Origin of the sequence: Paraburkholderia nodosa (genome assembly GCF_001718195.1) — a bacterium.
In the GTDB taxonomy this organism is placed as follows: domain Bacteria; phylum Pseudomonadota; class Gammaproteobacteria; order Burkholderiales; family Burkholderiaceae; genus Paraburkholderia; species Paraburkholderia nodosa_A.
Genome location: NZ_MCNV01000017.1, coordinates 103,876 through 128,260, shown reverse-complemented (window position 1 = coordinate 128,260; position 24,385 = coordinate 103,876). Strand labels below are relative to the sequence as shown.

The window sequence follows — 24,385 nt, the reverse complement described above, 5'->3', positions numbered from 1 at the left end:
ACAAGCGCTTTTCACGCGCAGACGAAGAGGAGATGACTCATGAACCGCTTTCTTTCGCTGGCGATCCGGACCGCGTCGGTGGTGACGCTCGCGGCAAGTGCTCCCCTCGCGCTCGCGGGGTCTTCTGCGGCGAGCGCCCAGACTGCGGGCGCGGCGCACGTGAGTGCCGCGCAGATCGTCGAGCGCAACGTCGCCGCGCGCGGCGGCCTGCAGGCGTGGCACGCGGTCAACACGATGACGATGTCGGGGCAGCTCGAGGCGGGCGGCACGAAGAACACCAAACTTCCTTTCACGATGACGCTCAAGCGCCCGCGCAAGAGCCGTATCGAGGTCCGCTTCAACGACCAGACGGCATTCCAGGTCTACGACGGCGCGCAAGGGTGGAAGGTCAGGCCGTTCCTCGGCCGCAATGAAGTGGAGCCCTACACGCCCGCGGAGGCCAAGGCGGCCGCGTCGTGGGCCGAACTGGATGGGCCGCTCATGGACTATGCGGCGAAAGGCACGCGCATCGACGTGCTCGGCATGGAAATGGTCGAGGGCCACCGCGCGTATGTGCTCAAGTTGACGATGAAAGACGGCACGTCGCGCCGCGTATGGATCGATGCGGCCAGCTTTCTCGAACTGAAGGTCGACGGCGATGCGCGCAAGCTCGACGGCAAGATGCACAACGTTGCGATCTTCTATCGCGACTATCGCAAGGAGGGCGGCCTCGTCATGCCGCATACGCTCGAAACGGTTGTCGTCGGCGCAAGAGGCACGCACAAGCTGATCATCGATAAGGTTGCGCTGAACCCGCAGGTGGACGACACCGCGTTTGCCAAGCCGCAGGTCACGGTGGCGAAAGTCACGCACCCCGCACCGGTCGTCAGCGCGAACCCAGCGCTGAGCCCGCGTCCGGCGGCGAGTGCGAACCCAGGCGCAAATGCAGGGGCGCACCCGGGCCCGCGCCAGAGCGCAAGCCATTAGCCGCTGGGTGCCCCATGAGGTTGACGGCCATGAAACCAGTCGCAGTATGGGTGCTCGCCGGCAGTGTCGCCGCGGTCGTGTTCGCGGGAGAGCAGATCCCCGCGCACGATCTGAGTGCCGATGAGATCGTCCAGAAGAACGTCGACGCGAGAGGCGGGCTCGACGCGTGGCGCAAAGTCCAGACCATGATCTGGTCCGGTCACGTGGATAGCGCCAATGCGCCCGCGCCGGACCTGCCGTTTGTCCTCGCCATGAAACGCCCGAACAAGACACGCTTCGAGGTCACTGTGTACAACCAGAAGTCCGTGCGCGTATTCGACGGTAAACAAGGCTGGAAACTGGGCCCGAACGGCATGGGCAGCGCGACGCCGCGGCCGTACTCGATGGACGAGGCGACGTCCGCGCGCGACGAGCAGGTGATCGACGGGCTCCTGATCGACCATGAAGCGAAGGGCGTCACCGTTACGCTCGAGGGCAAGGATCAGGTGGGCGGGCGCGATGCGTATCGCCTTGCCGCAAAGCTGCCTTCCGGTGTGATCCGCCATGTGTGGATCGACGCTCAAACGTTTCTCGACGTGCAGGTCGACCGCCAGGTGCGCACGCCGCGTGGGCAGACGGTCGTCGTGGACGTGAACTACAGCGACTTCAGGAGCGTCGAGGGGCTGCAGATACCGCTCGAGATCGAGAGTGGGGCACCGGCGTCCGACAAAAAGGACAAGCTCACCATCGACAAGGTGTCGCTCAATCCGGCGCTGGACGATGGCATCTTCACGAGACCCGCACCGCCGCAGATGCACCGCAAATCGGTTTCGATCGACGTCGATGCCTCGCCGGCGCTGCCCGGCGCGGGACATCCGTCGCCCTGATCATGAAGCGCACGGCAAGCGGGCCGAGAGGCCGCACACGGGCACCGTCGCGGGCGACGCGATGGTTGGCTCCATGCGCGTTGCTCGCCGCGCTGATCGTGCCTGTGCGCGAGGCGCGTTGCGCGCCTGCCGCCCCACCGGTCGCGACGGCGAGCGCCGGGCAGGCGCTCTATCAGCAGGGCGTACTGGGTTCGGGCGAAGCGCTCAAAGCGATGCACGACGGGGGCGTGCACCTGCAAGGCGCGGCCGCGGCCTGTGTGAACTGTCATCGACGCAGTGGCCTCGGCTCGCGGGAGGGCAACAGCAGCATTCCGCCAATCAGCTGGCGCTACCTCGTCGAGCCGCGCACGCAAACTCCGGAGGATCGCGACTTGCCGTACGTTCCCGGGATGCGCGCCGAACGTGAACCGTACACCGAGGCGACGGTCGCCCGCGCGATTCGCGAAGGCATCGACTCCGAAGGCAAGCCGCTCAGCAGCCTGATGCCGCAGTACGCGCTGAACGACGCCGATATGCAGGCGCTGATCGGTTATCTGAAGCAGCTCGATCGGCGCAGGCCGACGGGTGTCACCGATACCGTGCTGCACTTCGCGACCATCATCACCCCCGATGCCGACCCGGTGAAACGCGCGGGCATGCTCGATGTGCTCACGCATTACTTCGCCGACAAGAACGTCTTTCCGCTCGGTGCGGTGCCGCCGTTGCGTTCGTCGCGCAAGATGATGTTCATGGTCAATCGCCGCTGGGAACTGCATGTGTGGGAGCTAAAAGGTCCGCCGGACACCTGGCGCGGGCAACTCACGCAGTTTCTGGCCCGGCAGCCGGTGTTCGCGGTGTTGTCGGGTCTCGGCGGCAAAAACTGGGCGCCGATTCACGACTTCTGCGAGCAGGAGGCCGTGCCGTGTCTCTTTCCCAACGTCGAGGTGCCGATCGAAAACGATCGCGACTTCTATTCCGTGTACTTCTCGAAGGGCGTGCTGCTCGAGTCGGAGCTGATTGCGGCGCGCATCGTCGATGAAACCGACGCGCCGCAGGCGCAGGGCACGAAAGAGGCGAAGGCGCCGACACACGTCTGGCAGGTCTATCGTACCGGCGACAACGGCGAACGCGGAGCGCAGTCGCTCGCCACGGCGCTGGCGGCTCACGGCATTGCGGTATCGAATCACGCACTCGCCCCGGGCGAGGGCATTGCAGGTGCGCTGCACGGCATACCGCGCTCGGATGTGCTTGTGTTGTGGCTGCGTCCGCCCGATATTGCGGCGCTCGCGCGGATCCCTCCAGCGACGCATACGGTGTTCATGTCGGGCCTCATGGGTGGGCTGGATAGTATCCCCTTGCCGACGAGCTGGCGCGGCGTCACGCGCCTTGCGTACCCGTTCGATTTGCCGGAAGGGCGGCGCGTGCGCGTCGACTATGCGTTCGGCTGGTTCTCGATCAGACAGATACCGATGGTGGCTCCCCAGGTGCAGGCGGACACCTACCTCGCCTGCGGTCTGCTCGCCGAGACCCTGAGCCATATGGTCGATGCGTTCGTGAGGGACTATCTGGTGGAGCGGGTTCAGGACATGCTCGAACGCCGCATCCTGACGGGCTACTATCCGCGCCTGACGCTGGCGCCGGGGCAGACATTCGCGTCCAAGGGCGGCTATATCGTTCGCTTTGCCGGGCCGGACCACATCAAGCTCGTCGCCGATGGGGACTGGATCGTGCCGTGAGATCGATGGCGCTTTGCGGGGCGTGTCGTGCATCTGCACACTTTCGAAGGAAAGCGGGAAGCTCAAATGCGACGCGTCTATCTTTTGCTGCCTACCGCACAGCGCGCGCGCGCGGTCGCCGGCGAACTGCTTTTGCATCGGGTCGAGTGGCGGCATATGCATGTCATCGCCAACGAGAATGTGTCGCTCGACGGCTTGCCGCAGGCATCGCTCGCGCAACGCAGCGATCTGCTTGCTTCGCTGGCTCGAGGCGCGGCAGTGGGCTGTGCGATCGGGCTGCTGGTGGCGCTGATTGCGCTTGTGTGCCCGCCCGAAGACGTACGGATTGCCGGCGGCACAGTGGTGATCCTCGCACTTTCGGGCGCAGGATTCGGCGCCGGGGTAGCGGCCGTGGTCGGCGTCGAGGTGCGCAATACGCGCTTGAAGCGCTTCGAAGAAGCGATCCTCCGCGGCGAGCTTTTGATGATGATCGACGTCCCGAAGGAGCGCGTGGAGGAGATCGAGGACATGATCGAGCTTCACCATGTACAGGCGCACGGCGAGGGATCGGACAAGACCATTGCCTTGTTTCGGTGACGTGTGCCCGCACGCGGTAGACAACGGAGGGAGAGCGTAGGACGCAGCACCGCTGCAAGTGTTCGCGTTCTACGTCGCAGAGGGCGTCCGGCCGGCTGAACTGGTCCCCAGTCGGCCGGTTCGCTATGCTCCGGGGCGTGCAATCAGGCTCAACTGGACGCGAGGAGCTGCTTGTAGCGCGCCAGCACGCGCGGAACGTACAGACGCGTTTCCGGCAGCGACGGCACGCGATAGCCGGCGCGAATCACCGCGTTTTCACCGGCGTTGTAGGCGGCCAGCGCGAGTTCCACATCGTCCTTGAACAGGTCGAGAAGAAAGCGAAGGTAGCGGGCGCCGGCCAGCACGTTGTCTCGTGGATTGAACATGTCGCCGTGCGAGAATCGCGCAGCGGTATCGGGCATCAACTGCATCAGTCCCAGCGCGCCTTTGTCCGAAACCGCCTTCGGGTTGTATCCCGACTCGATGTCGATCACCGCGCGAAGCAGTTCGGGTTGAACGCGAAAGGAGCGGCTCGCTTCGTCGATCACGTCCGCGTACAGGGGGGAGTCGGCGCCGCCCGATGACTTGCGCGACCGGCGCCTGGCGCCGGGTTCGCCTGGCGGTTCGCCCGCAACGATCACCTTCAATCCCGGCTTGCCGCGCACGTTCGTCAGAACGATGGCGCCGTTGCTGTCGACGGTGCCGAAAATTTGTGCGCACGCCGGTCCCGGCAACACCGCACCGAGCATCGCGAATGCGGCAATGATCGCGTTTCCGAAGCTGGATGACGGGTGGCAATGCATCGTTGTTTTCTCCTGCACCTGAATTGTGGTGGAAGAAAAAACGGCTCGGCAATGGGGCACCTCCCTACACTTTGTGACGCGAAAGCGCGCTCAAAAAGCGCATTGCAGAAACTTAACATTCGAAATAAATGGTAATGGACGGTAATCAACGGCAGCCGCTCCGCAGTCATGCCTGGCGCCTTGATTCTTCTCGCCGGATGCAAATATCATCGATCAATTTTCACGCAATGATAAAAATGAACCGGCTTCCTGCCATCCATTGCGGCAGCTAATCTTCTGGGGATTTAAAAAGGATTCGAAAATGAAACATTTTTCGGCACTCGACGCGCGGCCGGAATGTCCCAACAAGTGGAGATGCGCGCCGTTGCTTGCTCTGCGCGAAGTGGCGTGAACCTTGCGAAGGGCAGGTACACACAGTAACCCGAAAATAACACAAAGCTAACAGTTAGGAATTCGAATGTAAAGAGTGAAAGCTGTGTGGAAGGGAAGTATTTCGTCGAAGCGTTAATGCGGTGAAGACGGCCGAGGGCACGGGTACCGGGAGACAAGACGTGAACATGAAATGTCGCGTTGTAATCGCAGAGGATCACGATCTGCTGCGAAATGGTCTACGTTCGATGCTGTGTGCGCAAGCCGACTACGACGTCGTCGGCGAAGCGCGTGACGGCAAAGAGGCCTGCCAGCAGGCGATGACACTCGCCCCCCAACTGATCCTGATGGATCTGTCGATGCGGGGGATGAACGGCATCGACGCCAGCGCGACAATCAAACGGCGATCGCCGGGCATCCGGATCATCGCGCTCACGGTGCATCAAAACGAGGAGTACGTGCGGGAAGCGTTGCGTGCCGGCGTCGACGGTTACGTGCTGAAGGACGTCTCGTTCGAGGAACTGCTGGTCGCGATGCGCTCTGTCATGCAGGGCAAGAAGCATCTGAGTGCGGACGTCTACGGGTTTATGGTCGACTCGTTCGTCAGCGGCCGCGAAGCGCCCGCACCGAAGCATGCGTGGGATGTGCTGACGGCGCGCGAGCGCAGCGTGCTGAAGCTGATCGCGGAAGGACGCACCAACCGTCAGGTGGGACAATATCTGAACCTGAGTCCCAAGACGATCGAGAAGTATCGCGCGAGCATGATGCACAAGCTCCATATCGCCAACCTGACCGAACTGGTTCTCGTTGCGATGAGCATGGGTTTGCTGACGTCGCTCGCCGCCAAATGCGCTGAGCCGGATGTGGACGACGAGCATTTGCCGGAACGCGCCGATCCGGCGCCGGGCCCGGGGCCAGGCGGCGAAGAGCCCGAATGCAGGCTGGGCGAGACGGGAACCTGAATGCGGCGAGGGCGGCGCTAGCGCGTCCAGGTCGCGCAGACGAGGGTCCCGGTTGCGGCGGACGACTCGATCGAAAACGCGCCGCCGTGCATCTCTACACGGTGCTGCATGCCGACGAGTCCCAACCCTGTTGTATACGCTTCGTCCGTGGCGAATGGATGGTTCTCGTAGCCAATGCCGTTGTCCCGAATCGTCAACATCAGGCGGGCCGCATCGCTGCGCAGGCTGAGCGAGATTTCGGTCGCCGCGGCATGCTTGACGGCGTTATTCAGCGCCTCCTGAGCCACCCTGAACATGTCGGCTTTCAGATGCTCGGGCACGTCCTTATCCGCGACATCGCAGTCGAACACGACCGACATCGCCCCCGTGCCGCGTTCGATGCGCCGGCACAGCGAACCCAATGCCGCGGGCAGCCCCAGTTTGTCGAGCATGAGCGGCCTTAGTTCACCGCATATCTGCCGCACGTCGCCAATCGTTTCGCGGATCCTGAATACGGTCGAATCCAGCAGCTGCACCGCATCGTCGACCTGACCGCGGCGTATGCGCATCAGCGCGTCCTCTGTCATCAGCTTGACGAGGGTGAGCGCCTGGCCGAGGCCGTCGTGCAACTCCGAAGCGAGCCGCTGGCGCTCTTTCTGCTGACCTATCATCAGATACGTCTGGCACAACCGCTCGCTTGCGTCGAGCAACTCCGAGTCGGCAGACCCGGGCTCGATGATCAGCGGTTCTTCGAAAAGCGTCAGCAAGACGCCCGAATTCATCGTCTTCGCGGGCACCCATTGCTGATGCAGTGCAAGCCGCGTTGGGTGACCGGTTCGGCCAGTGAGCAGGGCCTTGAACGAATGAAACTCGCGAGCCGCGCTGGCGGACAATTCGTCTGTCAACGCCGCATGAGCGTCGTCGGGCGCAAGATCGACGAGACGCTTGCCGACGAGTTCGGCGCTCGAGTAGCCGAGCAGTGCGGCCGCGCTGCGGTTTGCCGACACGAAGATTCCAGCGGGCGTGAGAATCGCAAGCGCTGCGCCGCGCGCATCGGTGACGACGCCGGCTTCGGGCTGACTGGCGCAGGCTGCACGACGAAGCTTGCGCATTGCTTCGATCAGATCGAGCAATCTTACCTGCGGTCCTCCAGGCTGAATCGCATCCATTGGAGCTCCCCCCGATGCGTCGATATAAGCAGATCGTAAGAATATCGGGATTTTAGGCCGTGATCGGTGCGGGCCGCAACGGGTAATGTGCGGGCTCGTAGTATGGGGACCCCCCCATTGCACGGTGCGGGTTTTCCATCAAGCGGGCATACCCTACCGTCGTTTGGGGTCCCTCCACCCATGACGCTCGTTGGCAAATTCATGACACTGGGCTCGCAAGGGAGTGAAAGCGCCGCGACCTGCGCATCGCGAGAAGCGACCTTTCTCCTCACTTCTGGAGACCGGTATGAACAGGACTGCAAAATTAAGGCTTGGGGTGCTGGCTGGCATGGCACTCGCGGCAACCGCGGCATGGAGCGCACCGGCCGATGACGCCGCCGCCGATCCTCACATGCATCATCACATGATGGCGGGTATGACGACGCGCACGACCGGGCAATACACGCTGCCTTCGGTGGACCTCGTGCGCGACGACGGCAAGACCGTTTCGCTCGTCGACGAGTTGAACGACGGCCGTCCGGTGATCGTCACGTTCATCTATACCACCTGCACGACGATCTGCCCGATGACCAGCCAGACGCTCGAGCAATTTCAGAACGATCTGGGCGACGATCGCAACAAGGTCCATATCGTCTCGATCTCGATCGACCCGGAAGAGGACACGCCCGCACGCCTGAAGGCCTATGCGGCCAGGTTCGAAGCCGGCCCCGAGTGGCAGCACTATACCGGCACGGTCGAGGCGAGCATTGCGGCACAGCGCGCGTTCAACGTCTATCGGGGCGACAAGATGAATCACACGCCGGTTGCCTTCCTGCGCGCCGCACCGGGCAAGCCCTGGCTGCGCATCGACGGCTTTGCCACGCCTTCTGAACTGCTCGCCGCCTATCACGATGTCGTCGCTTCCAACTAGGCCTGCAGTGTCCCGCAAGGAGCGACGAAATTGGAAAAAAGACATCGTGTGCTGATTGCCGAGGACCAGCATTTATTGCGCAGCGGACTTTGCCGCATGGTGTCCGAACTGGACGACTATTGCATCGTCGGCGAGGCGAGCGGCGGGCTCGAAGCCCATCGCCTCGCGAGAGAGACGCTGCCCGATCTGGTCCTGATGGATCTGACGATGCCCGGCGGCAGTGGCTTCGATGCGATCACCGCGATCAAGCGCGAGTTCCCGCGCGTCCGGATCATCGTCCTCACCGTTCACTGGAGCGAAGACCACGTGCGCGAGGCGTTCGCCGCGGGCGCCGACGGCTACGTGGTCAAGGACGCGTCGTTCGATCAACTGGTGCGGGAAATGCGCTTCGTGTTGCAGGGCAAGCGTGTGCCCGGCGCCAACCGGATCAGCGGAGGGGCGCACGGATCGCAGGAAGACTTCGCCCACAAGGCGCAGCTCTGGAACGCGTTGACGGGCCGCGAACGCACGGTGCTGCGGCTCGTGGTAGAAGGGCACACCAACCGCCAGGTGGGCGAGTGCCTGAGCCTCAGCCCCAAGACCATCGAAAAGCATCGTGCGAACCTGATGCGCAAGCTCGGCATCCGGAACCTGAACGGTCTTGTGCGCATTGCGATCGACATGGGCGTGCTGTCGTTGCCCGACGACGAGCATGTGTGAAATCCCTCCAGACGCGATCGTGCAACTGGAGGGTCTTTACCCATGTCTTTGGACGGCACTCCCTACTACTTGCCCGTATCGACCTGAACAAGAATGCATTGAACGGCTTCAGCGGCGCTGAAGCGGTGAGTCGATACAGGGGGGGGAGCCGTGCACAGCGAATCGACCTCTATCCAACACGGTGTGCCGATGCCCGAGTCAAAGGCGCCGCGGCGTTGCGCCGGTCGTGCGGCACCGGCGCGCACGTATGCGCGCCGCGGCTTCACGCTGCTCGAACTGCTCGTCGTGATGGTCATCATCGGCTTGCTCGCCGGTCTCGTTGCGCCCCGATATTTCGAACAGGTCGGCAAGTCGAACGTCAAGATCGCACGTGCGCAGATCGTGTCGCTCGGGCAGGCGCTGGATCAATACCGGCTCGACGTCGGCGCTTATCCGACGACCGAAGAAGGCCTGGAGGCGCTCGTGGAGAAGCCGCAGAATGCCACGCGCTGGAGCGGGCCGTATCTGCAGAAGGCGGTGCCCGTGGATCCGTGGGATCGCCCGTATCAGTATCGTTCGCCTGGCGACCATGGCGACTACGACCTGTTTTCGCTCGGCAAGAACGGACGCGGTGACGGCACGGGCGAGAACGTCACGATCTCGTCGTGGTAGGGGCGCGCGGCGCGGTCGTCGCGCCGCCGGTGGGTTGTCTGCAAGGAGAGTCGACGTGAAGTACGTGCTGCGTGTCTTCGATACGAATGGCTCGGTCCAGACGCTTCGCATCGACAGCGAAACGCCCGCGGCAGCCACGGCACTCGCGCGTTCCCGCGGTCTGCGCGTCGTCTCGGTGCGCGCCGAGGGCGGCCGGCGGCAACGTGCGAACCGGCTGGGGCTTCCCGGAGGCCGGTTCAACGTCGAACTCTTTGCGCGCGAGCTAGCCGCGCTGCTCGATGCGGGCGTGGGCGTCGTCGACGCGTTGCGCACGCTCGGCGGCAACGAGCGCCGCGAGACGTCGGCGCAAGTGTATCGCGACCTCTTGCGTCAGCTCGAAGAGGGGCACTCGCTGTCCGCGGCGCTCGAGCACGCAAGCCATATCTTCCCGCTGGTTCTGGTTGCGTGCGTGAAGGCGAGCGAGCAGACCGGCGGCCTTGCCGACAGCCTTACGCGTTACTCGCGCAACAGCGCGACGCTCCACGAGTTGCGTGCACGTGTGGTGTCCGCGGCGATCTATCCGACGGTCCTGCTGTTCGTCGGCGCGGCGGTCGTCCTCTTCCTGCTCGGTTTCGTGGTGCCGCGCTTCGCGAGCCTGCTCGAACACAGCGGGCGCGAGCTGCCGCTGCTGTCGCGCATGCTGATGGCCTGGGGCGGGTTGGTGCACGCGCATGGGTCCGGGCTGTCCGTGAGCGTCGCGGTGCTGGCCGTGGCGACCGGCTTCGCCTTGCGCCGCCCGTTCGTGCGCAACTGGATCGCCGATCGCATGCTGGCGCTGCCCGGTATCGGGCAACACTTTCGCGTGTTTCGTCAGTCGCAGTTCTATCGCACGACGGCCATGCTCGTGGATGGCGGCATTCCCGCCGTGAAGGCCTTCGACCTCGCACAGGGCCTGGTTGGACGAGCGGACCAGACGGCGCTCGCGGGCGCGCTGCACCAGGTGCGCAACGGCGCGAAAGTTTCGGATGCGTTTCAGGAGGCGGGGCTCGCCAACGCGATCGCGTACCGCCTGTTGACGGTCGCCGAGAAGACCGGCGGTCTCGGGCCCGTGCTCGACCGCATCGCGGCGTTCCAGGAAGCGCAGGTATCGCGCACGATCGATCTGATTTCGCGCTTGATCGAGCCCGCGATGATGATCTTCATCGGCGTGGTGATAGGCGGGATCGTGGTGCTGATGTACATGCCGATCTTCGAAATTGCGTCGAGCATTCAGTAAACCGAATTGGGGAAGCACGTGGATACCGTCATCGCCCAGCCGGATGGCCCACAAGCCGAAGCGCGCGCCGATCTGCGCGACGCACTGAGAGCGCTCGGCGAGCGGCATGGTTCCGGCATTCGCGCGCTCGAGGAGCTGATGGCACAAACCGCGCTCAGCGCGGACGAACTGCGCGTGCAACTGGCCGCGCTGTTCCGCATGAAGTCGATCGGCATGCGTGAGCTGAATCGGCTCGAGCCGGATTTCGAAGTGATTTCGTTCGTCGAAGCGACGACTCGCCTCTGCGTGTGCTTCCGCGATCGCGACACCACTCACGGGCTGCTGTTCGCGATTGCCGATCCGCTCGATGCGCGCACGCGCGGCTGGGTCGAGCATCGGATGCGCTCGCAGCCGGGCGTCCCGTATAGCTGGGCGCTCGCGAGCGCGGGAGACATCAATGCGTATCTGACCGTGCGCGAAAAGGACGTGCGCGCGATGGATTCCCTCGCGTTCGACGATCCGATCCAGAAGACGGTCGATCCGGCCTCACTGGCGTTGACGCTGCAGGGCATCAGCAGCGACGACAGTCCTGTGGTCAGGCTGCTCAACTCGACGATCTACGACGCGCTCAAGATGATGGCGAGCGACATTCACCTCGAATGCCGCGCCAACGGGCTCATGATCAAGTGCCGCGTGGATGGCGTGCTCGCCGTGGTCGGCCGTGCCGAGGGACGCGACGTCGCGGACCAGGTGCTCTCGCGCGTGAAGGTGATCTCCGAGCTCGATATCGCCGAGCGCCGTGTGCCGCAGGACGGCCGTTTCAAGGCGCAGTACGCGGGGCGTGAAATCGACTTCCGCGTCTCGATCATGCCGAATCAGTTCGGCGAGGATGCGGTGCTGCGGATTCTCGACCGCTATCAGCTTTCGCAATCGGCGGGCGGTCTGACGCTCGAGGCACTCGGTTTTCAGGAGGCCGATACGCGCTTCATGCGCAAGCTCGCGTCGATGCCGTACGGCATGCTGCTCGTCACGGGTCCGACCGGCAGCGGCAAGACCACGACGCTCTACGCGATCCTCACGGAAATCAACAACGGCCTCGAGAAGATCGTGACGATCGAGGATCCGGTCGAATACCAGCTGGGCGAAATCCTGCAAATTCCGGTCAACGAGGCGAAAGGGCTCACGTTCGCCCGCGGGCTGCGCTCGATTCTTCGCCATGACCCGGACAAGATCATGGTCGGGGAAATCCGCGATCCGGAGACAGCGCAGATCGCCGTGCAGGCGGCACTGACCGGGCACCAGGTATTCACGACCGTCCACGCGAACAACGTGTTCGACGTGATCGGCCGTTTCACCAACATGGAGGTCGATCCCTACAGCTTCGTCTCCGCGCTCAATGGCGTGGTCGCGCAGCGCCTGTTGCGGCAATGCTGCCCGGACTGCGTGACCGAAGACAGGGTGGACACGGAAACGCTCATCCGCTCGGGCATCGACCCGGACGCTGCGGGCAGCTACCTCTTTCGCCGCGGCGCCGGCTGTGGCACATGCCGAGGCAGCGGCTATCGGGGACGGCGTGCGATCGCCGAGGCACTGCGCATGAACGACGAGTTGCGGCAACTGCTGTCGGAGCGGGCACCGCTCGGTCAAATCAAGGCTGCGGCGATGCGCTACGGCATGCAGACACTGCGCGTCGCCGCGATCGATCTGGTGAAGCGCGGCGAAACGACTCTCGAGGAGATCAATCGTGTCACGATGGTCGAATAGTCCGGTTGCGATCGGAGTCGGCACACGCGAGATCGTCGTCGGGGTACGCGCGCCCGGACTTCTGCGGCCGCGCAAGCACCTGCCGCCTGCGGAGCCGGCCAGCTTCACGATTCCCGATGACCAGTACGGCACAGAGGCGGGTCTGCTCGACGCGCTGCGCGCGGCGCTCGCCGCCACGCCCGGCGCGGATGCCGCCGATGCGGATGGTCAGGCGCCCCGCGCAACGAAGGCACCGACGCGCAATGCACACGTGGTACTGGACGACTTCTGGGGCATCCACGCGATATTGCGCGGCGACTTTCGCACGCTGCGGGCGCGCGAGCTCGAAGAGGTCGCGCTGGCCCATTTCACCGACACCTATGGGGTCGACGGCGCCACGCTGCTGGTGCGCTTCTGCGTGCAGCAGGGCGGACGTGCGCTGTTTGCGAGCGCCATGTCGCGCGCGCTTCATGACGGCATTCATGAGGCCGGCGCGTCCGCACATCTGCGAATTGCGCGCCTGAAACTGGGCCTGCCTGAAATGCTCAATTGCATCGACGTTGCAGCGGGCGGCGACGCACTGCTGATGTTCGTTGCAGACGAACTGATGCAGGCCGTGATGATCGAGCGGCGCGGCTGGGCCGCCTACGATGCGCAGCGCCTGTTTCCCGGCGATGCGGACAATGCGTCACGGCTTGCCGAACTGGCCGAGCAACTGTTCGAACGCTCGGCGACGCGAGCGGGCCTCAAGCGAGAGGACTGCACGATCTATCTGTTCGGCAACGACACCGACCCGGCGCCGTTCGAAGCGCGTTTTGCGGCCGCGGTTCGGCCGGCACAGCCGGCGACGGACAACTCGCCCGCGCGCCGGCTCATGGAGTATGCGCAATGATCCAGGTCCTCGATATCGACTTCGGCAGACGGCGTGCGCGCACCGGGACGAGCGGCCTGATCCTGCTGTGTGTCGCCGTTCTGCTGCTGCTCGGATGCGGCGCGCGGCTTTGGCGTGCCTATGCCGAGAGCGATCGCGTGCAGGCGCAGCTCGACGCCGTGCGCCATCGAACGTTCGCGCAAAGGCACGCGGTGAAGCCGCCGCCTACGCTGGCTGCGAGGCTCGCGGAAAAGCAGAGCCTGTCGATACTGCGAGAACTGACCGTACCGTGGCAGGACCTCTTTTCGATCGTGGAAGATTATCCGGACCATGACGTCGCGCTGATCGGCATCGACCAGAACCCGGCGCAGAGCCAGATTCGTATCACCGCCGAAGCGAAGAATGTCGACGCGATGATTGCCTATCTGAAGTATCTGCAGACCAGCGTGTTGCTGCGCGAAGCGGTACTCAACGACCATCTGGTGGAGAACAACGTGCCGGGCAAGCCGGTTCGTTTCCAGATCACCGCCGTCTGGAGGAAGTCATGAATGCGGCTCCGTTGCGCGACCGGCTACTGACACTGCGATTCGAGCTGCGGCGTCTGTTCGGCCTGCCTGGATTGATCGGCATCCTGATGATTGGCGCGGCGGTACTCATGTGCGCCGAGATTGCCAGCGTGGAAGCCGATACGAAGGAGATGCAGGCACCGGCCCATGTCGTCGAGGCGGCCCAGACGCGTCATGCAATCGGCAAGCACGATGCGCAGGTCGATGCGGTCGCGCTCGAGGCGTTGCCCGAACTGTTTCCGCGCTTTTCGCAGAGTGCGGATGATATCGCGTCCATCTTCGAACAGGCGCGCGGCAGCAAACTGACACTCGGGTCTGCCGAGTATCAGGTGAGCACGGACGCGGGCGCGCGCTTCACACGCTACCAGGTGATGCTGCCCGTCAAGGATCAGTACAGCGCAATCCGGCATTTTCTCGCGTTGGTGCTCAACAACGTGCCGAATGCAGCGCTGCGGGAAATCCATGTCGAACGTCCCGCGGTGGACGGCAATATTCTCGATGCGCGGGTGCGCTTCGAACTGATTTACCGGAGCGCCCAGCCATGAAACCCGCTCTGCCCATGCGTGTGCTGTTGGTGTTTTGCGCAATCGCGGCCGCCGGGGCAGGGTATCGCGTGCTGGTCGCGGCGCGCCAGATGCCGGCGCAGGTCGTTGCGCTCGACAGCCAGCGTCGCATCGATATGCATGCGAGGCTGGATGCCAGGCGTCATACGCATGCCACCGAGGCGGCCGCGAAGGCAGCGGCGACTGCGTCTGCGTCTGCGGCGTCGGCGTCGTCGGCGGCCCGTGCGAAGCTCGTCTCGTTGCGCGCGCCGCTTTCGCTCGAATCGGCCCACGATCCCTTCACGGCGTCATCGTGGCTTCCGCCGCCGCCCGTCGAAGTGCCGGCCGCGCCGGTGCGGCCCGCGCCGCCCACTGCGCCGCCCGTGCCTTTCGCCTACGTGGGGCAACTCGATGCCAAGGCGGCGAAGCCGCAAGTCTTTCTCAGCAACGCAGACCAGTTGCTGATCGTGTCGCCGGGCGACGTGATCGACAACCAGTACCGCGTCGAGTCCGTGTCGGAGTCGGACGTCGTGTTGACCTATCTGCCGCTGCACGAAAGACAGGTGGTCGCCATTCCACGAGAGGACAAGTAAATGAAAACCTCACGCACACGGGGTGCGGGCCGCGACTCAGGCAGCGGCCCAGCAAGACGCCTCTCGCCAGTCATCTGGCACCCTGTTCCTCGCCCGGACGCGATTCAGGTCGCGAGAAGACGCGCGCTTGCCATTGCGGTGTCCGTGCTCGCCTTTAGCGGCTGCATGCACGTGCCGAACGTGCATGACGATCCGACCGACGCCCAGGCGAAGGTCGACTATCTGAACCAGCGCAACGCCCAGGTCAACACGCTGCTCGACCAGGCCGATCAGTACCGCAAGAACTATCAGTACGACGAAGCGATCCGCAATCTCTTCCAGGCGTACGACATCGACCCGACCAATGAGCGTATCCGCAAGATCGGCCTGCAGATCGATCAGGACCGCAAGGACCTGGCCATCCTCCAGGAGGCCCAACGCATGATGAAGCGCGGCGCGTATGCGCAGGCGGCCGAGCGGGTGCACCGCGTGCTGGTGGAGAACCCGACCAACACCCTTGCGCAGCAGATGCAGACTGAACTCAACGCCAAACTCAGCCAGCAGCGCGCGGATCGCGATGACAAGCTTGCGGCTTCGTCGATCATGCAGAAGCCCGTGACGCTGCAGTTTCGCGACGCGAACGTGCGCATGGTGTTCGAAGCGTTGTCGCGCACCACGGGATTGAACGTGATCTTCGACCGTGACGTCCGCGCCGATCTGAAGACAACGATCTTCGTGACGAACGCGTCGGTGCAGGACACGGTCGACATGATTCTGATGCAGAACCAGCTCGACAAGAAGCAACTCAACGCGAACACGCTGTTCATTTATCCCGCCACGCCTGCCAAGCAGCTCGAATATCAGGAACTCAAGGTGCGCACGTTCCAGCTGTCGAACGTCGACGCCAAGCAGATCCAGCAGTTGCTCAAGAGCATTCTGAAGGTCAAGGAAGTCGTGATCGACGAGCGTGCGAATACGGTAACGGTTCGCGGCACACCCGACACGATCAAGGTGGCCGAGGAAATGATCGCCGCGCAGGATTTGCCGGACCCCGAGGTGATGATGGAAGTCGAGGTGCTGGAAGTGTCGCACGAGCGCCTCACCGATCTGGGTATCGACTGGCCCAACTCGTTCACGATGTCGACGCCGAGCACCGCGACGACATGGGGCCTGCTGCATCATCTGACGATCAATGAACTGAATGTCAGCAGCCTCTCGGCCACGGCGAACTTCAAGCTCACCGATACCGACGCGAATCTCCTCGCGAGCCCGCGTATCAGGACGCGCAACAACGAGAAGGCGCGCATCATGATCGGCGATAAGGTGCCGGTGATTTCGAGTTCCAGCACGCCGAGCACGAGCGGCCCGTCTTATACGCAAATGATTCAGTACCTCGATGTCGGCATCAAGCTCGAGGTGCAGCCACGGGTTTATCGCGACGGCGACGTCGGCATGCAGCTGAATCTCGAAGTCAGCAACATCACGAATACGATTTCGAGCAGCAATTCGAACGGCTTGAATTCGCTCGCCTATCAGATCGGCACGCGCAGCGCCTCGACGAGTCTGCGCCTGCGCGATGGCGAAACGCAGATTCTCGGCGGCCTCATTTCGGACGAAGACCGCAGGAACGCCAACAAGGTGCCCGGTCTTGGCCAGTTGCCGGTGCTGGGGAGGCTGTTCTCCAACCACCAGGGCGACCACGTCAAGACGGAGATCGTGTTGCAGATCACACCGCACATCGTCCGGCCGCAGCTTGCCGCCGATGCGGATACGCAGGAGTTGTGGTCGGGCACCGATGTCAACGTGCACGCCGATCAGCTCCGGCTGGACCCCGTCGTGGCGAACGCGGCAACGTCCATGGCGCCTGCGGTGAAGCCGATGCCGGGCATGGTCGGCGGCGGTACGGTTGGAGGCGCGTCGTCGCGAGGCGGCGCCGAGGCGTACCCCGCGCTGCCGTCGCCTTCGAACGGCGCGTTCGGGCAAATGGCCCCGCCGCCGCGCACGACGCCGCCCCCCGAACCGTACGGCGGACGCTTCTCGCGAACACCCACGCCGCAAGCGGCTCCCGCGCCGCAGTCCGGCCAGGGCGCGGCGCCGGCATCGGCCGAACCAACGGCCGCGGAGCAGGCGGGTGGCGAAGCTGCGGCCGCCGCGCCGCCACCGCCCGCAGCGCCTGCGCCCCCCGCACCGCCGCCGATGCTGACGATGCCGCCTGGGACGATGCCGAGCGATAACCCGCTTCGCCCCGTCGAGGGTGGGTACTGAGCCGTGGCTACCGGAACGGCAACGATGCGCCTGCGCGCCGCACGCCAGTTCGAGCAGCGTGGATTTACGCTGATCGAACTGGTCGTCACGCTCGCGCTCGTCGGCATTCTCGCGCTAGCAATCATGCCGTTTTCGGAGCTGATGGTGCAGCGTCAGAAGGAGCAGCAGCTAAGCGACGCATTGCGCGAGATCCGTACCGCGCTCGACGCCTACAAGGAGGCGAGCGATACCGGTCTCATCGACAAGGATGCCGAAGCATCCGGCTATCCGCCGACGTTGAGCGTGCTCGTGACGGGTGTGAAGAACGCCAGGGATCCGAAAGGCGGGCTGCTGATGTTCCTGCGTCACGTGCCGCGCGATCCTTTCTTTAGCGGCGACCCGGACACGCTTGCCGAGGATACATGGAGCGTGCGGTCTTATGGAGAGCCGCCGGATCAGGCAGCGGGCGGCGATCCGGGCATGAGCAGCGAACAGGCTGGCAAGGATGTGTTCGACGTGTCGTCGAAATCCGATCGCGTCGGCATTAACGGCGTCCCGTACAAACAATGGTGACGATGCATCATGAAACCCGCTCGCACTCACAAGGCCCGTGGCTTCACGCTGATCGAACTCGTCGTCGTAATGGCCATCATCGGCCTGCTTCTGACAATCGCGGTGCCGCGCTACATGCACAGCATCGAACGCGGCAAGGAGCAGGTCAGGCAGCAGAACGTCGCGGTGATGCGCAACGCGATCGATCAGTACTACGGAGACAACGGCCAGTATCCCGAGACGCTCGACGAACTGGTGGCGAAGCATTACTTGCGCGCCGTTCCTGTCGATCCGGTCAATGGCGACGAAAAATGGGCGGTAATCGCTTCGCCGGACGAAAACAAGCCGGGCGTCTACGACGTGGCGCCGGCAAGTGCTCCTCAGGGAGCGCCACCGCGCGCAGAGGGGAGCGCAAAATGATCCGCGCGGCCTGCACGGCACGTGTCGCCTCGCGCGCGAGGGCGCGCGTGAGGCGACGCTCGCGGCCGCGTGCCGCGGGTGAGGGCGGGCTGGTGCTGCTGACGCTCCTGATTGCGCTGATGCTGATGTCGATTGCCTTGGCGGGGGCGCTCGACGTGTGGTCGCTGCAACGCCGCCGCGAGCAGGAAAAGCAGCTGCTGTTCGCCGGCAACCAGTACCGGCTCGCGATTCTGAGGTATTACCGCGTCGGCCGGGCTTATCCCGCATCGGTCGACGAACTGCTCGACGACCGACGATTTCCCAAGCCCTTGCATCATCTGCGCTTTGCCTATCCGGATCCGGTCACGGGCAAGAACGACTGGGTGCCCATGCTGCAGGGCGATCGCTTCTACGGGGTCTTCAGCCGCTCAGACGAGGCCACGATCAAGCGCGCCGGATTTCCGCGGCAGTACGAGGATTTCGAGGGGGCGCAGACCTACGACGGCTGGAAGTTCCTGTTTCTGGCCCCCGGCCTGCGAACCACGCAGAGCAATGCCGGCGGCCTTGCCGCGCCCAGTAAATCGACCGGCTTTCCTGCGCTTTCTGGCTTCGATGGCGGCTTCCTGCCGGGGCAGCGGGTGCCCGGGTCAAGGTAAACCGATCTTGCTCGCCATCGTGTCGCGACGGCGCTCATCCCGATAACCGGGATCATGCCGAAGCGGTGTGCCCCTGGCGAAAACCAATGGCGACCGGCTAAAGCGAATCGATCCATGAAGCCACGGCGGCGTTCACGTCATCGGGGCGGTCCTGCATGATCCAGTGACCCGCATTGGACCATGCTTGCACTTTCGATTTTGGGTGCGAGAACCACGGCCGCATCCTGTCGGCCTGGACTGGGTCGATACACAGGTGATAGAAGGGGATCTGCAAGCCCGCGCAGAATCGCGCGCTCGCGTCTCCAATGCCTGTCTGATCGTCGCCAAAGAACAAAGGGGCGTAGGATTCGCGTATGACGTGCAGCGGCATGGCTTGCAGCCGGCTCGCGTGCCGACGCTTGTGAGCCGGATCGGTCGCGGGCCCGTAGACGTGCTCGAACAACGCGGCGACGACCGCGCGAGGATCGCCTGTGTTCAATTCACGCGCAGTTTTCTCGAAGACCTCAGCGGCCTCGCTTGAAAACCCGAGAGCCCCGTCGACGGAGACGACGGCGCTGACCAGATCGGGCCGGCGTGCCGCGAGACGGGCTGCGATCTGGCCGCCCATCGAATGTCCCACGACGATGAAGCTCTCGTTCGGGTAGCGCGTCGCAATCAGCGCCTCGATGTCGGCTACATAGTCCTTCGGCGAATACGCGCCGGACGGCGGGACCTCGGACGCGCCGTGTCCGCGCAGGTCGACGGCGACGACGTGATACCTGCTCGCGAAGACGGGTAATTGCGCACTCCAATCCTGCGAATCGCAGGTCCAGCCGTGCAAGAACATCACGTTCTTCCCAGTGCCGCGATCTGATACAGAAAGTCGTGCTATGGAGACGTCCGTTGGAGTGGCGAAATCGGCTACGTCGAGTAATGTTGAACTGCCTGGATCTGCTTCCATTCTGTATTCTCCGTGGTGATCGAGCGAAGCCATTCAGACTCAGGGCCCGAGGCAATTTGCGTGATACTCATGGTATACGTTGGAGATCTACGGTCAATTACGCACCACGAAGTGCGTAGATATACAGGAGGATATCTGCATGGCTTGCGAGGTTGACGCCGTATTCTTTGCGGACTGTGCCGCGCGTTCGTTTTTCGATCAGGTGGCCAACAAGTGGTCGGTGCTTACGCTGCTCACGGAGAAGCCGACACGGTTCAATGAAATCAAGCGGCGCCTGGAAGGCATCACACACAAGGCGCTCACGCAGGCCCTGAGGCGTCTCGAGCGCAATGGTCTGATTGCGCGCGAAGTGATCAATGCTTCGCCGGTGGCGGTCGAATATTCGATTACCGAATTGGGGCGCACGCTGCAAGTTCCGTTCGGCGCCGTATATGATTGGTCGATCAAGCATCTGGACGAAATCGAGCAGGCTCAGAATGCCTACGACAGAAGGGAAGGTCAGTGACGTCGATTCGGCAGGAGGTTCAGGAATCTGCAAAATGCGGTTCGCGGCTAACACATTCCACCAGAAACGCCATGACGGCCTTGACGGCCGGCGTGCGACGGAGGTCGGGATAGGTCACGAGCCAAAGCGGTGTTTCCGGCGGCGCTGCTTTTCCGCCGACCCTGACCAGTGCCGTGTCGCCATCGCCGATCATCGTCGGCAGGAGCGCGACGCCGACACCGTTTCGAGCCGCCGCCTGCTGGCCGATCACATCGCCTGTTTCGAATACGATGGGCCGCCCTTCGAGATAGGCGCGCAGCCAGCGTTGATGACTCACATGGTCCAGTGATGCGTCATTGGCGATGAACTCCCATTGTGCCGCGGAGCGCGTGGCGTAATCATGGCTGGCATACAAGCCGAAGCGGATCGCCCCGATCCGCCGCGTGACCAGACTGGCCTCCCTGGGCTCGACCATCCGGATGGCAATGTCGGCGACACCGCGATCCAGTGGCGCGATGCCGGCGGCGCCTTCCATGACGATCTTCACCGTTGGGTTGGCTTCGCGGAACCCGCGCATGTGCAGTGCGATGCAATGGCTGCCGAGAGTGGGCGGCACGCTGATGCGTATCGTCCCGGACAACGAGGCGGAAGCACGCAACGCATAAGCCTCGATCGCCAGCGCGCCTTCGGCCATCGGCGCGGCCAGTGCGGCGATGGCCTTGCCGTCCTCGGTCAGGCGAACGCTGCGAGGCAACCGATATACCAGCTTCAACCCGAGTGCCGCTTCCAGCGACGCGACACGCCGGCCGATGGTCGCATGTTCGACCGACAGCGCGCCTGCGGCACCGGAAAGCGTCCCCACGCGCGCGAGCACGACAAAATAACGTAGATCCTGCCAGTCGAACATGGCGATTTTCCGACAGAGTGTGTGAGAAAAGAGGGAATTCTCTTCCGAATGGGACCAGTCTAATCTCGTCCGTCAAGGACGTCCGAAGGGGCGTTCATGGACTCAGGAGATTCGCTATGCATTACGAACTAACTACGCTGTCGTCCCACATTCTGAAGCTCCCCCAGGTGATCGCGAATGCGCAGACGTGGCTCGATCGTCCGGTTGCCATGGGGCGCAGGCTCGGGATCTGGACCTCGGAAAACGGCCGGCTCGGAAGCGTGCGCGTTCTGCGCGGCTTCGCCGATGCGGAAGAACTGGCGCGCGAACGCCACCGCGAGTTGCACCATCCCGATCCGTTCGGGGCCGCCAGCAGTGCCTGTATATTCGAGAGCGAGAGCTACGCCGGTTTTCCGTTTCTCCCGGCCGTTGAGCCGGGAGTCTTCGGCAAGTACTACGAGTTCCGCACCTATTGGCTCAAGCCAGGCGGACTGACGCCGACCATCGAGGCTTGGGAGGCGGCGATGCCCGAGCGCTCAAAACGGTCGCCGCTGACGCTCAACATGTATGCGCTCGATGGCGCGCCGCGCATCACGCATATCTGGCCCTGGAACAGCCTCGATGAGCGCATCGCGATTCGCGCAAAATCGTATGCCGACGGCATCTGGCCGCCGAAGGGCGGGCCGGAGCAATTTTACGAAGCGACTTCCACGATCTGGATTCCAACTGTCGACTCGCCGCTTCGTTGACTGCGTCCGGTAGCTTGCCGATCGCGTTCTGCCGCGTGTTCGATTGGCGAATCAGTTGCCCACGCAACGAAAACCCGCATAAACATACTGATAACGCGGCTGAAACCAGTTGCGGAACGTCGGCCGCAACATGCACTGGGCCGTGCGCGGCGAGCCGCCTTTCATTGTGTAGTGCTGACCGTCGAAGAAGTTTGCCGAATACCCTTCATAGAACGGGAACGCCTTGAAGCCCGGCAGCGGACCGAAGAGCGTGGAGGTCCATTCCCAGCCATTGCCGTACAGGCCTTCCACGCCCCACGTGCTGGCGCTGTCCGGCGTGGTGTCGACGGCCACCGGGTTCCAGTCGCGGAAATCGAAGTTGTCGCTGCGACCGGGCAGCGCGCCGTGCGCCGCGCGCTGCCACTGTGCCTCGCTCGGCAGCGCCATGCCGCGCCAGCGCGCAAAGGCGCTGGCTTCGGCGTGGCTCACATACACGGGCCAGGCAAGCGGCAATGCGATGTCTTCGAACATCGTGCGCAGTGTCCAGCCTTCGGCGCCGCGCGACCAGAACACGGGGTGCGCCACGCGTGCGCTTTCCTTCCAGGCCCAGTCTTTGTCGTTCCAGAGTTCGCGCGTGTCGTAGCCGCCGTCCTCGATGAATTCGAGAAATGCGCCGTTCGTCACCATGTAGCGGTCGATCTCGAAGGCCGGCACGTCGACCTGCTGCTCGCCGAACTCGTTGTCCCAGCCGAACAGGCCGCGCTCGGCGGTCATGCCGAGTTCGGTGCGGCCCGCGGGCACCTGCACTGTTCCGGCCTTGACCGTACGGAGCGGGTCGGTGCGCGCGCCCGTAGCGGCGGGCGCCTGCTTTTGCTCGAACGGCAGCTGGTGGAGCATGTAGGCGAGCGTTTCGACGTGCATGAGTCGATGTTCGATTGCGACGTTCAGCAACCGGCCTGGCGTGTCGTGATTCGAGGCATCGGGCGGCAGGTCGAGCGTCGAGAGCTGCGCGTCGATGCGCTTGCGTGCATCGCGTCCGTAGGCCAGGACTTCGGCGAGGTCGGGCCAATCGGCGCGCACGTCGGTCGGCAGGCCGCCATCGACAGGATCGATGCCGAACGCGAACAGCTGGTCGAGGCGCGCATCGACGGAGGGCAGGTCGAACAGGCGCTTGTCGAAGAGGTTACGGTCAAATGCTTCCAGATGGCCGATATAGAAGACGATACGGTGCCGCTCCCGAATGGGCCGCTCGTACAGAAACTCGGGCTTGACGACGTTGAAGAGCGCGTCGCTGGCGCTGCGCGCCGCTTCCAGACGGGCTGCGAGCGTGGGGGATTGCGGGAGATGCATTTCGGCGATTCTCCTTGCGTGGGCGTAGTACGAAACTTTAACCCTGCGCAGGAGTTGTGCCAACGGCGTTGCCGCGCCAACGAGGGGCGGCGCGGGCGCCCCGGGCTGGCCGGCCGCCCGGGGTTTGCCGCGAATTACAGATGCCGCAGACCTTCGATATCGATGATACGGATCAGCTTGCCCTGTGCGTCGATCAGGCCGCGCTTTTGAAATCTCGACAGGGTGCGGCTCACGGTTTCGAGCGTCATGCCGAGATAGCTTCCCATGTCCTCGCGGGTCATGCGCAGGTTGAACTCCGCATGCGAATAGCCGCGCTGGCCGTTGCGTTCGGAAACGTCCAGCAGGAACGCGGCGACGCGTTCGTCGGCGGAGAGCGAGCCGAGTACCATCATTTGCGACGATTCGCGAATGAGCTGCTCGCTCATGAGGCGGTGCAGCCGGTCTTGCATGGCGCCGGTTTCGCGGCACAAATGCTTGAGGGCCGAGTAGGGGATGAGGCAGACCGAGCTGTCTTCGAGCGCCACGGCGCTGCAGGTGTGGAAGCCGGTGCTGATGCCGTCGAGGCCGAGCGGGTCGCCGGCCAGACGCAGGCCGGTGACCTGCTCGCGGCCGTCGCGGTGTGCCATGACCGTTTTGAGCGAGCCGGAGCGCGCGACATAGAGGGTGTCGAATGCGTCGCCGGCGCGATACAGGGCTTCGCCGCGCCGCACGCTGCGCGCGGAGCAGATCAAGGCTTCGAGCTTTGGCAGGTCGTCGAGCGTGAGGCCCTGGGGCATGCACAGGTGCCGCATGGCGCAAACCGAACAGCGCGTTGACGTGCGCGGCGCCGTTAGCGGCGCGCGATTGCTGCGGCGCACGGTGGTTTGAGAAGCGACAGTATGGTTCATCGTGGACAATGCTCCTTTGATTTCTGTCCAGGCATTGTCTACCGGGGTCGAATCTCAGATTAGTGGCAAAGCGACGCGCATTTAAGA

Annotated in this window: 26 protein-coding genes; 20 read left to right on the top strand and 6 right to left on the bottom strand. The window is 63.8% G+C overall.

Annotation, left to right across the window (positions count from 1 at the left end):
• Nucleotides 1-39 precede the first annotated feature (39 nt).
• From BFD71_RS25825 to BFD71_RS25810, 4 genes are all read left to right on the top strand, one after another.
• The gene (locus BFD71_RS25825) at nt 40-966 is read left to right on the top strand and encodes an outer membrane lipoprotein-sorting protein (protein ID WP_069267154.1); all 927 of its coding nucleotides are present in this window, start codon (nt 40-42) and stop codon (nt 964-966) included.
• Between the two features lie 29 nt (nt 967-995).
• A complete protein-coding gene (locus tag BFD71_RS25820; protein ID WP_069267153.1) occupies nt 996-1,832 on the top strand; it encodes a hypothetical protein in 837 nt (278 codons plus the stop codon).
• A 2-nt stretch (nt 1,833-1,834) separates the two neighbouring features.
• A complete protein-coding gene (locus tag BFD71_RS25815; RefSeq protein ID WP_083245473.1) occupies nt 1,835-3,547 on the top strand; it encodes a c-type cytochrome in 1,713 nt (570 codons plus the stop codon).
• Between the two features lie 66 nt (nt 3,548-3,613).
• Nucleotides 3,614-4,123 carry a DUF1269 domain-containing protein gene (locus BFD71_RS25810; RefSeq protein ID WP_069267152.1) on the top strand — a complete coding sequence of 170 codons (510 nt, stop codon included), beginning with the start codon at nt 3,614-3,616 and terminating at the stop codon, nt 4,121-4,123.
• A gap of 149 nt (nt 4,124-4,272) precedes the next feature.
• On the opposite strand, the gene BFD71_RS25805 is transcribed toward BFD71_RS25810, so the two are convergent.
• Nucleotides 4,273-4,905 carry a lytic transglycosylase domain-containing protein gene (locus BFD71_RS25805; RefSeq protein ID WP_069267151.1) on the bottom strand — a complete coding sequence of 211 codons (633 nt, stop codon included), beginning with the start codon at nt 4,903-4,905 and terminating at the stop codon, nt 4,273-4,275.
• Nucleotides 4,906-5,456: 551 nt separating this feature from the next.
• Between BFD71_RS25805 and BFD71_RS25800 the strand changes: the two genes are divergently transcribed.
• A complete protein-coding gene (locus BFD71_RS25800) occupies nt 5,457-6,236 on the top strand; it encodes a response regulator (protein ID WP_083245472.1) in 780 nt (259 codons plus the stop codon).
• Between the two features lie 17 nt (nt 6,237-6,253).
• Here the strand turns inward: BFD71_RS25800 and BFD71_RS25795 are convergent, their stop codons facing one another.
• Nucleotides 6,254-7,384, bottom strand: a complete 1,131-nt coding sequence (locus BFD71_RS25795) for an ATP-binding protein (protein ID WP_069267150.1) — start codon at nt 7,382-7,384, stop codon at nt 6,254-6,256.
• A gap of 286 nt (nt 7,385-7,670) precedes the next feature.
• Between BFD71_RS25795 and BFD71_RS25790 the strand changes: the two genes are divergently transcribed.
• The 13 genes from BFD71_RS25790 (at nt 7,671) to BFD71_RS25730 (ending at nt 19,023) form a co-directional block, all read left to right on the top strand.
• A complete protein-coding gene (locus BFD71_RS25790) occupies nt 7,671-8,294 on the top strand; it encodes an SCO family protein (RefSeq protein WP_069267149.1) in 624 nt (207 codons plus the stop codon).
• A 30-nt stretch (nt 8,295-8,324) separates the two neighbouring features.
• Complete coding sequence (locus BFD71_RS25785) at nt 8,325-8,993, top strand: response regulator (RefSeq protein ID WP_069267148.1); 669 nt, start codon at nt 8,325-8,327, stop codon at nt 8,991-8,993.
• A 189-nt stretch (nt 8,994-9,182) separates the two neighbouring features.
• Nucleotides 9,183-9,644 (top strand): type II secretion system major pseudopilin GspG, encoded by a 462-nt coding sequence (gene gspG / locus BFD71_RS25780; protein ID WP_069267147.1) that lies wholly within the window; start codon nt 9,183-9,185, stop codon nt 9,642-9,644.
• 55 nt (nt 9,645-9,699) lie between these two features.
• Nucleotides 9,700-10,899, top strand: a complete 1,200-nt coding sequence (locus BFD71_RS25775) for a type II secretion system F family protein (RefSeq protein ID WP_069267146.1) — start codon at nt 9,700-9,702, stop codon at nt 10,897-10,899.
• 18 nt (nt 10,900-10,917) lie between these two features.
• A complete protein-coding gene (locus BFD71_RS25770; protein WP_069267145.1) occupies nt 10,918-12,642 on the top strand; it encodes a GspE/PulE family protein in 1,725 nt (574 codons plus the stop codon).
• The gene (locus tag BFD71_RS25765; protein WP_069267144.1) at nt 12,623-13,513 is read left to right on the top strand and encodes a hypothetical protein; all 891 of its coding nucleotides are present in this window, start codon (nt 12,623-12,625) and stop codon (nt 13,511-13,513) included. Before BFD71_RS25770 ends, BFD71_RS25765 begins: the two co-directional genes overlap by 20 nt.
• On the top strand, nt 13,510-14,040 hold the full coding sequence (locus BFD71_RS25760; protein ID WP_069267143.1) for a hypothetical protein: 531 nt from the start codon (nt 13,510-13,512) through the stop codon (nt 14,038-14,040). The genes BFD71_RS25765 and BFD71_RS25760 overlap by 4 nt, the downstream gene beginning before the upstream one ends.
• The gene (locus BFD71_RS25755; protein ID WP_069267142.1) at nt 14,037-14,603 is read left to right on the top strand and encodes a hypothetical protein; all 567 of its coding nucleotides are present in this window, start codon (nt 14,037-14,039) and stop codon (nt 14,601-14,603) included. The genes BFD71_RS25760 and BFD71_RS25755 overlap by 4 nt, the downstream gene beginning before the upstream one ends.
• Nucleotides 14,600-15,193: a hypothetical protein gene (locus tag BFD71_RS25750; RefSeq protein ID WP_069267141.1), complete on the top strand. Its 594-nt coding sequence runs from the start codon at nt 14,600-14,602 to the stop codon at nt 15,191-15,193. Before BFD71_RS25755 ends, BFD71_RS25750 begins: the two co-directional genes overlap by 4 nt.
• Nucleotides 15,194-17,437, top strand: a complete 2,244-nt coding sequence (locus tag BFD71_RS25745) for a type IV pilus secretin PilQ (RefSeq protein ID WP_069267140.1) — start codon at nt 15,194-15,196, stop codon at nt 17,435-17,437.
• Nucleotides 17,438-17,461: 24 nt separating this feature from the next.
• Nucleotides 17,462-17,989, top strand: coding sequence for a type II secretion system protein (locus tag BFD71_RS25740; protein ID WP_069267139.1), 528 nt, complete (start codon nt 17,462-17,464; stop codon nt 17,987-17,989).
• A 9-nt stretch (nt 17,990-17,998) separates the two neighbouring features.
• The gene (locus BFD71_RS25735; protein WP_069267138.1) at nt 17,999-18,388 is read left to right on the top strand and encodes a type IV pilin protein; all 390 of its coding nucleotides are present in this window, start codon (nt 17,999-18,001) and stop codon (nt 18,386-18,388) included.
• On the top strand, nt 18,385-19,023 hold the full coding sequence (locus tag BFD71_RS25730) for a type II secretion system protein (RefSeq protein ID WP_256094926.1): 639 nt from the start codon (nt 18,385-18,387) through the stop codon (nt 19,021-19,023). Before BFD71_RS25735 ends, BFD71_RS25730 begins: the two co-directional genes overlap by 4 nt.
• 97 nt (nt 19,024-19,120) lie before the next feature.
• Here BFD71_RS25730 and BFD71_RS25725 read toward each other — a convergent pair whose 3' ends face one another.
• Nucleotides 19,121-19,963 carry an alpha/beta fold hydrolase gene (locus BFD71_RS25725; protein ID WP_256094925.1) on the bottom strand — a complete coding sequence of 281 codons (843 nt, stop codon included), beginning with the start codon at nt 19,961-19,963 and terminating at the stop codon, nt 19,121-19,123.
• A gap of 79 nt (nt 19,964-20,042) precedes the next feature.
• Between BFD71_RS25725 and BFD71_RS25720 the strand changes: the two genes are divergently transcribed.
• Nucleotides 20,043-20,468, top strand: coding sequence for a winged helix-turn-helix transcriptional regulator (locus BFD71_RS25720; protein ID WP_256094924.1), 426 nt, complete (start codon nt 20,043-20,045; stop codon nt 20,466-20,468).
• Between the two features lie 19 nt (nt 20,469-20,487).
• Here BFD71_RS25720 and BFD71_RS25715 read toward each other — a convergent pair whose 3' ends face one another.
• A complete protein-coding gene (locus BFD71_RS25715; protein WP_069267136.1) occupies nt 20,488-21,354 on the bottom strand; it encodes a LysR family transcriptional regulator in 867 nt (288 codons plus the stop codon).
• 116 nt (nt 21,355-21,470) lie between these two features.
• On the opposite strand from BFD71_RS25715, the gene BFD71_RS25710 reads away from it, so the two are divergent.
• Complete coding sequence (locus BFD71_RS25710; RefSeq protein WP_069267135.1) at nt 21,471-22,082, top strand: NIPSNAP family protein; 612 nt, start codon at nt 21,471-21,473, stop codon at nt 22,080-22,082.
• Between the two features lie 51 nt (nt 22,083-22,133).
• Here BFD71_RS25710 and BFD71_RS25705 read toward each other — a convergent pair whose 3' ends face one another.
• Nucleotides 22,134-23,411 carry an SUMF1/EgtB/PvdO family nonheme iron enzyme gene (locus tag BFD71_RS25705; protein ID WP_069267134.1) on the bottom strand — a complete coding sequence of 426 codons (1,278 nt, stop codon included), beginning with the start codon at nt 23,409-23,411 and terminating at the stop codon, nt 22,134-22,136.
• Nucleotides 23,412-23,545: 134 nt separating this feature from the next.
• Complete coding sequence (locus BFD71_RS25700; protein WP_083245469.1) at nt 23,546-24,298, bottom strand: helix-turn-helix domain-containing protein; 753 nt, start codon at nt 24,296-24,298, stop codon at nt 23,546-23,548.
• Between the last annotated feature and the right edge of the window lie 87 nt (nt 24,299-24,385).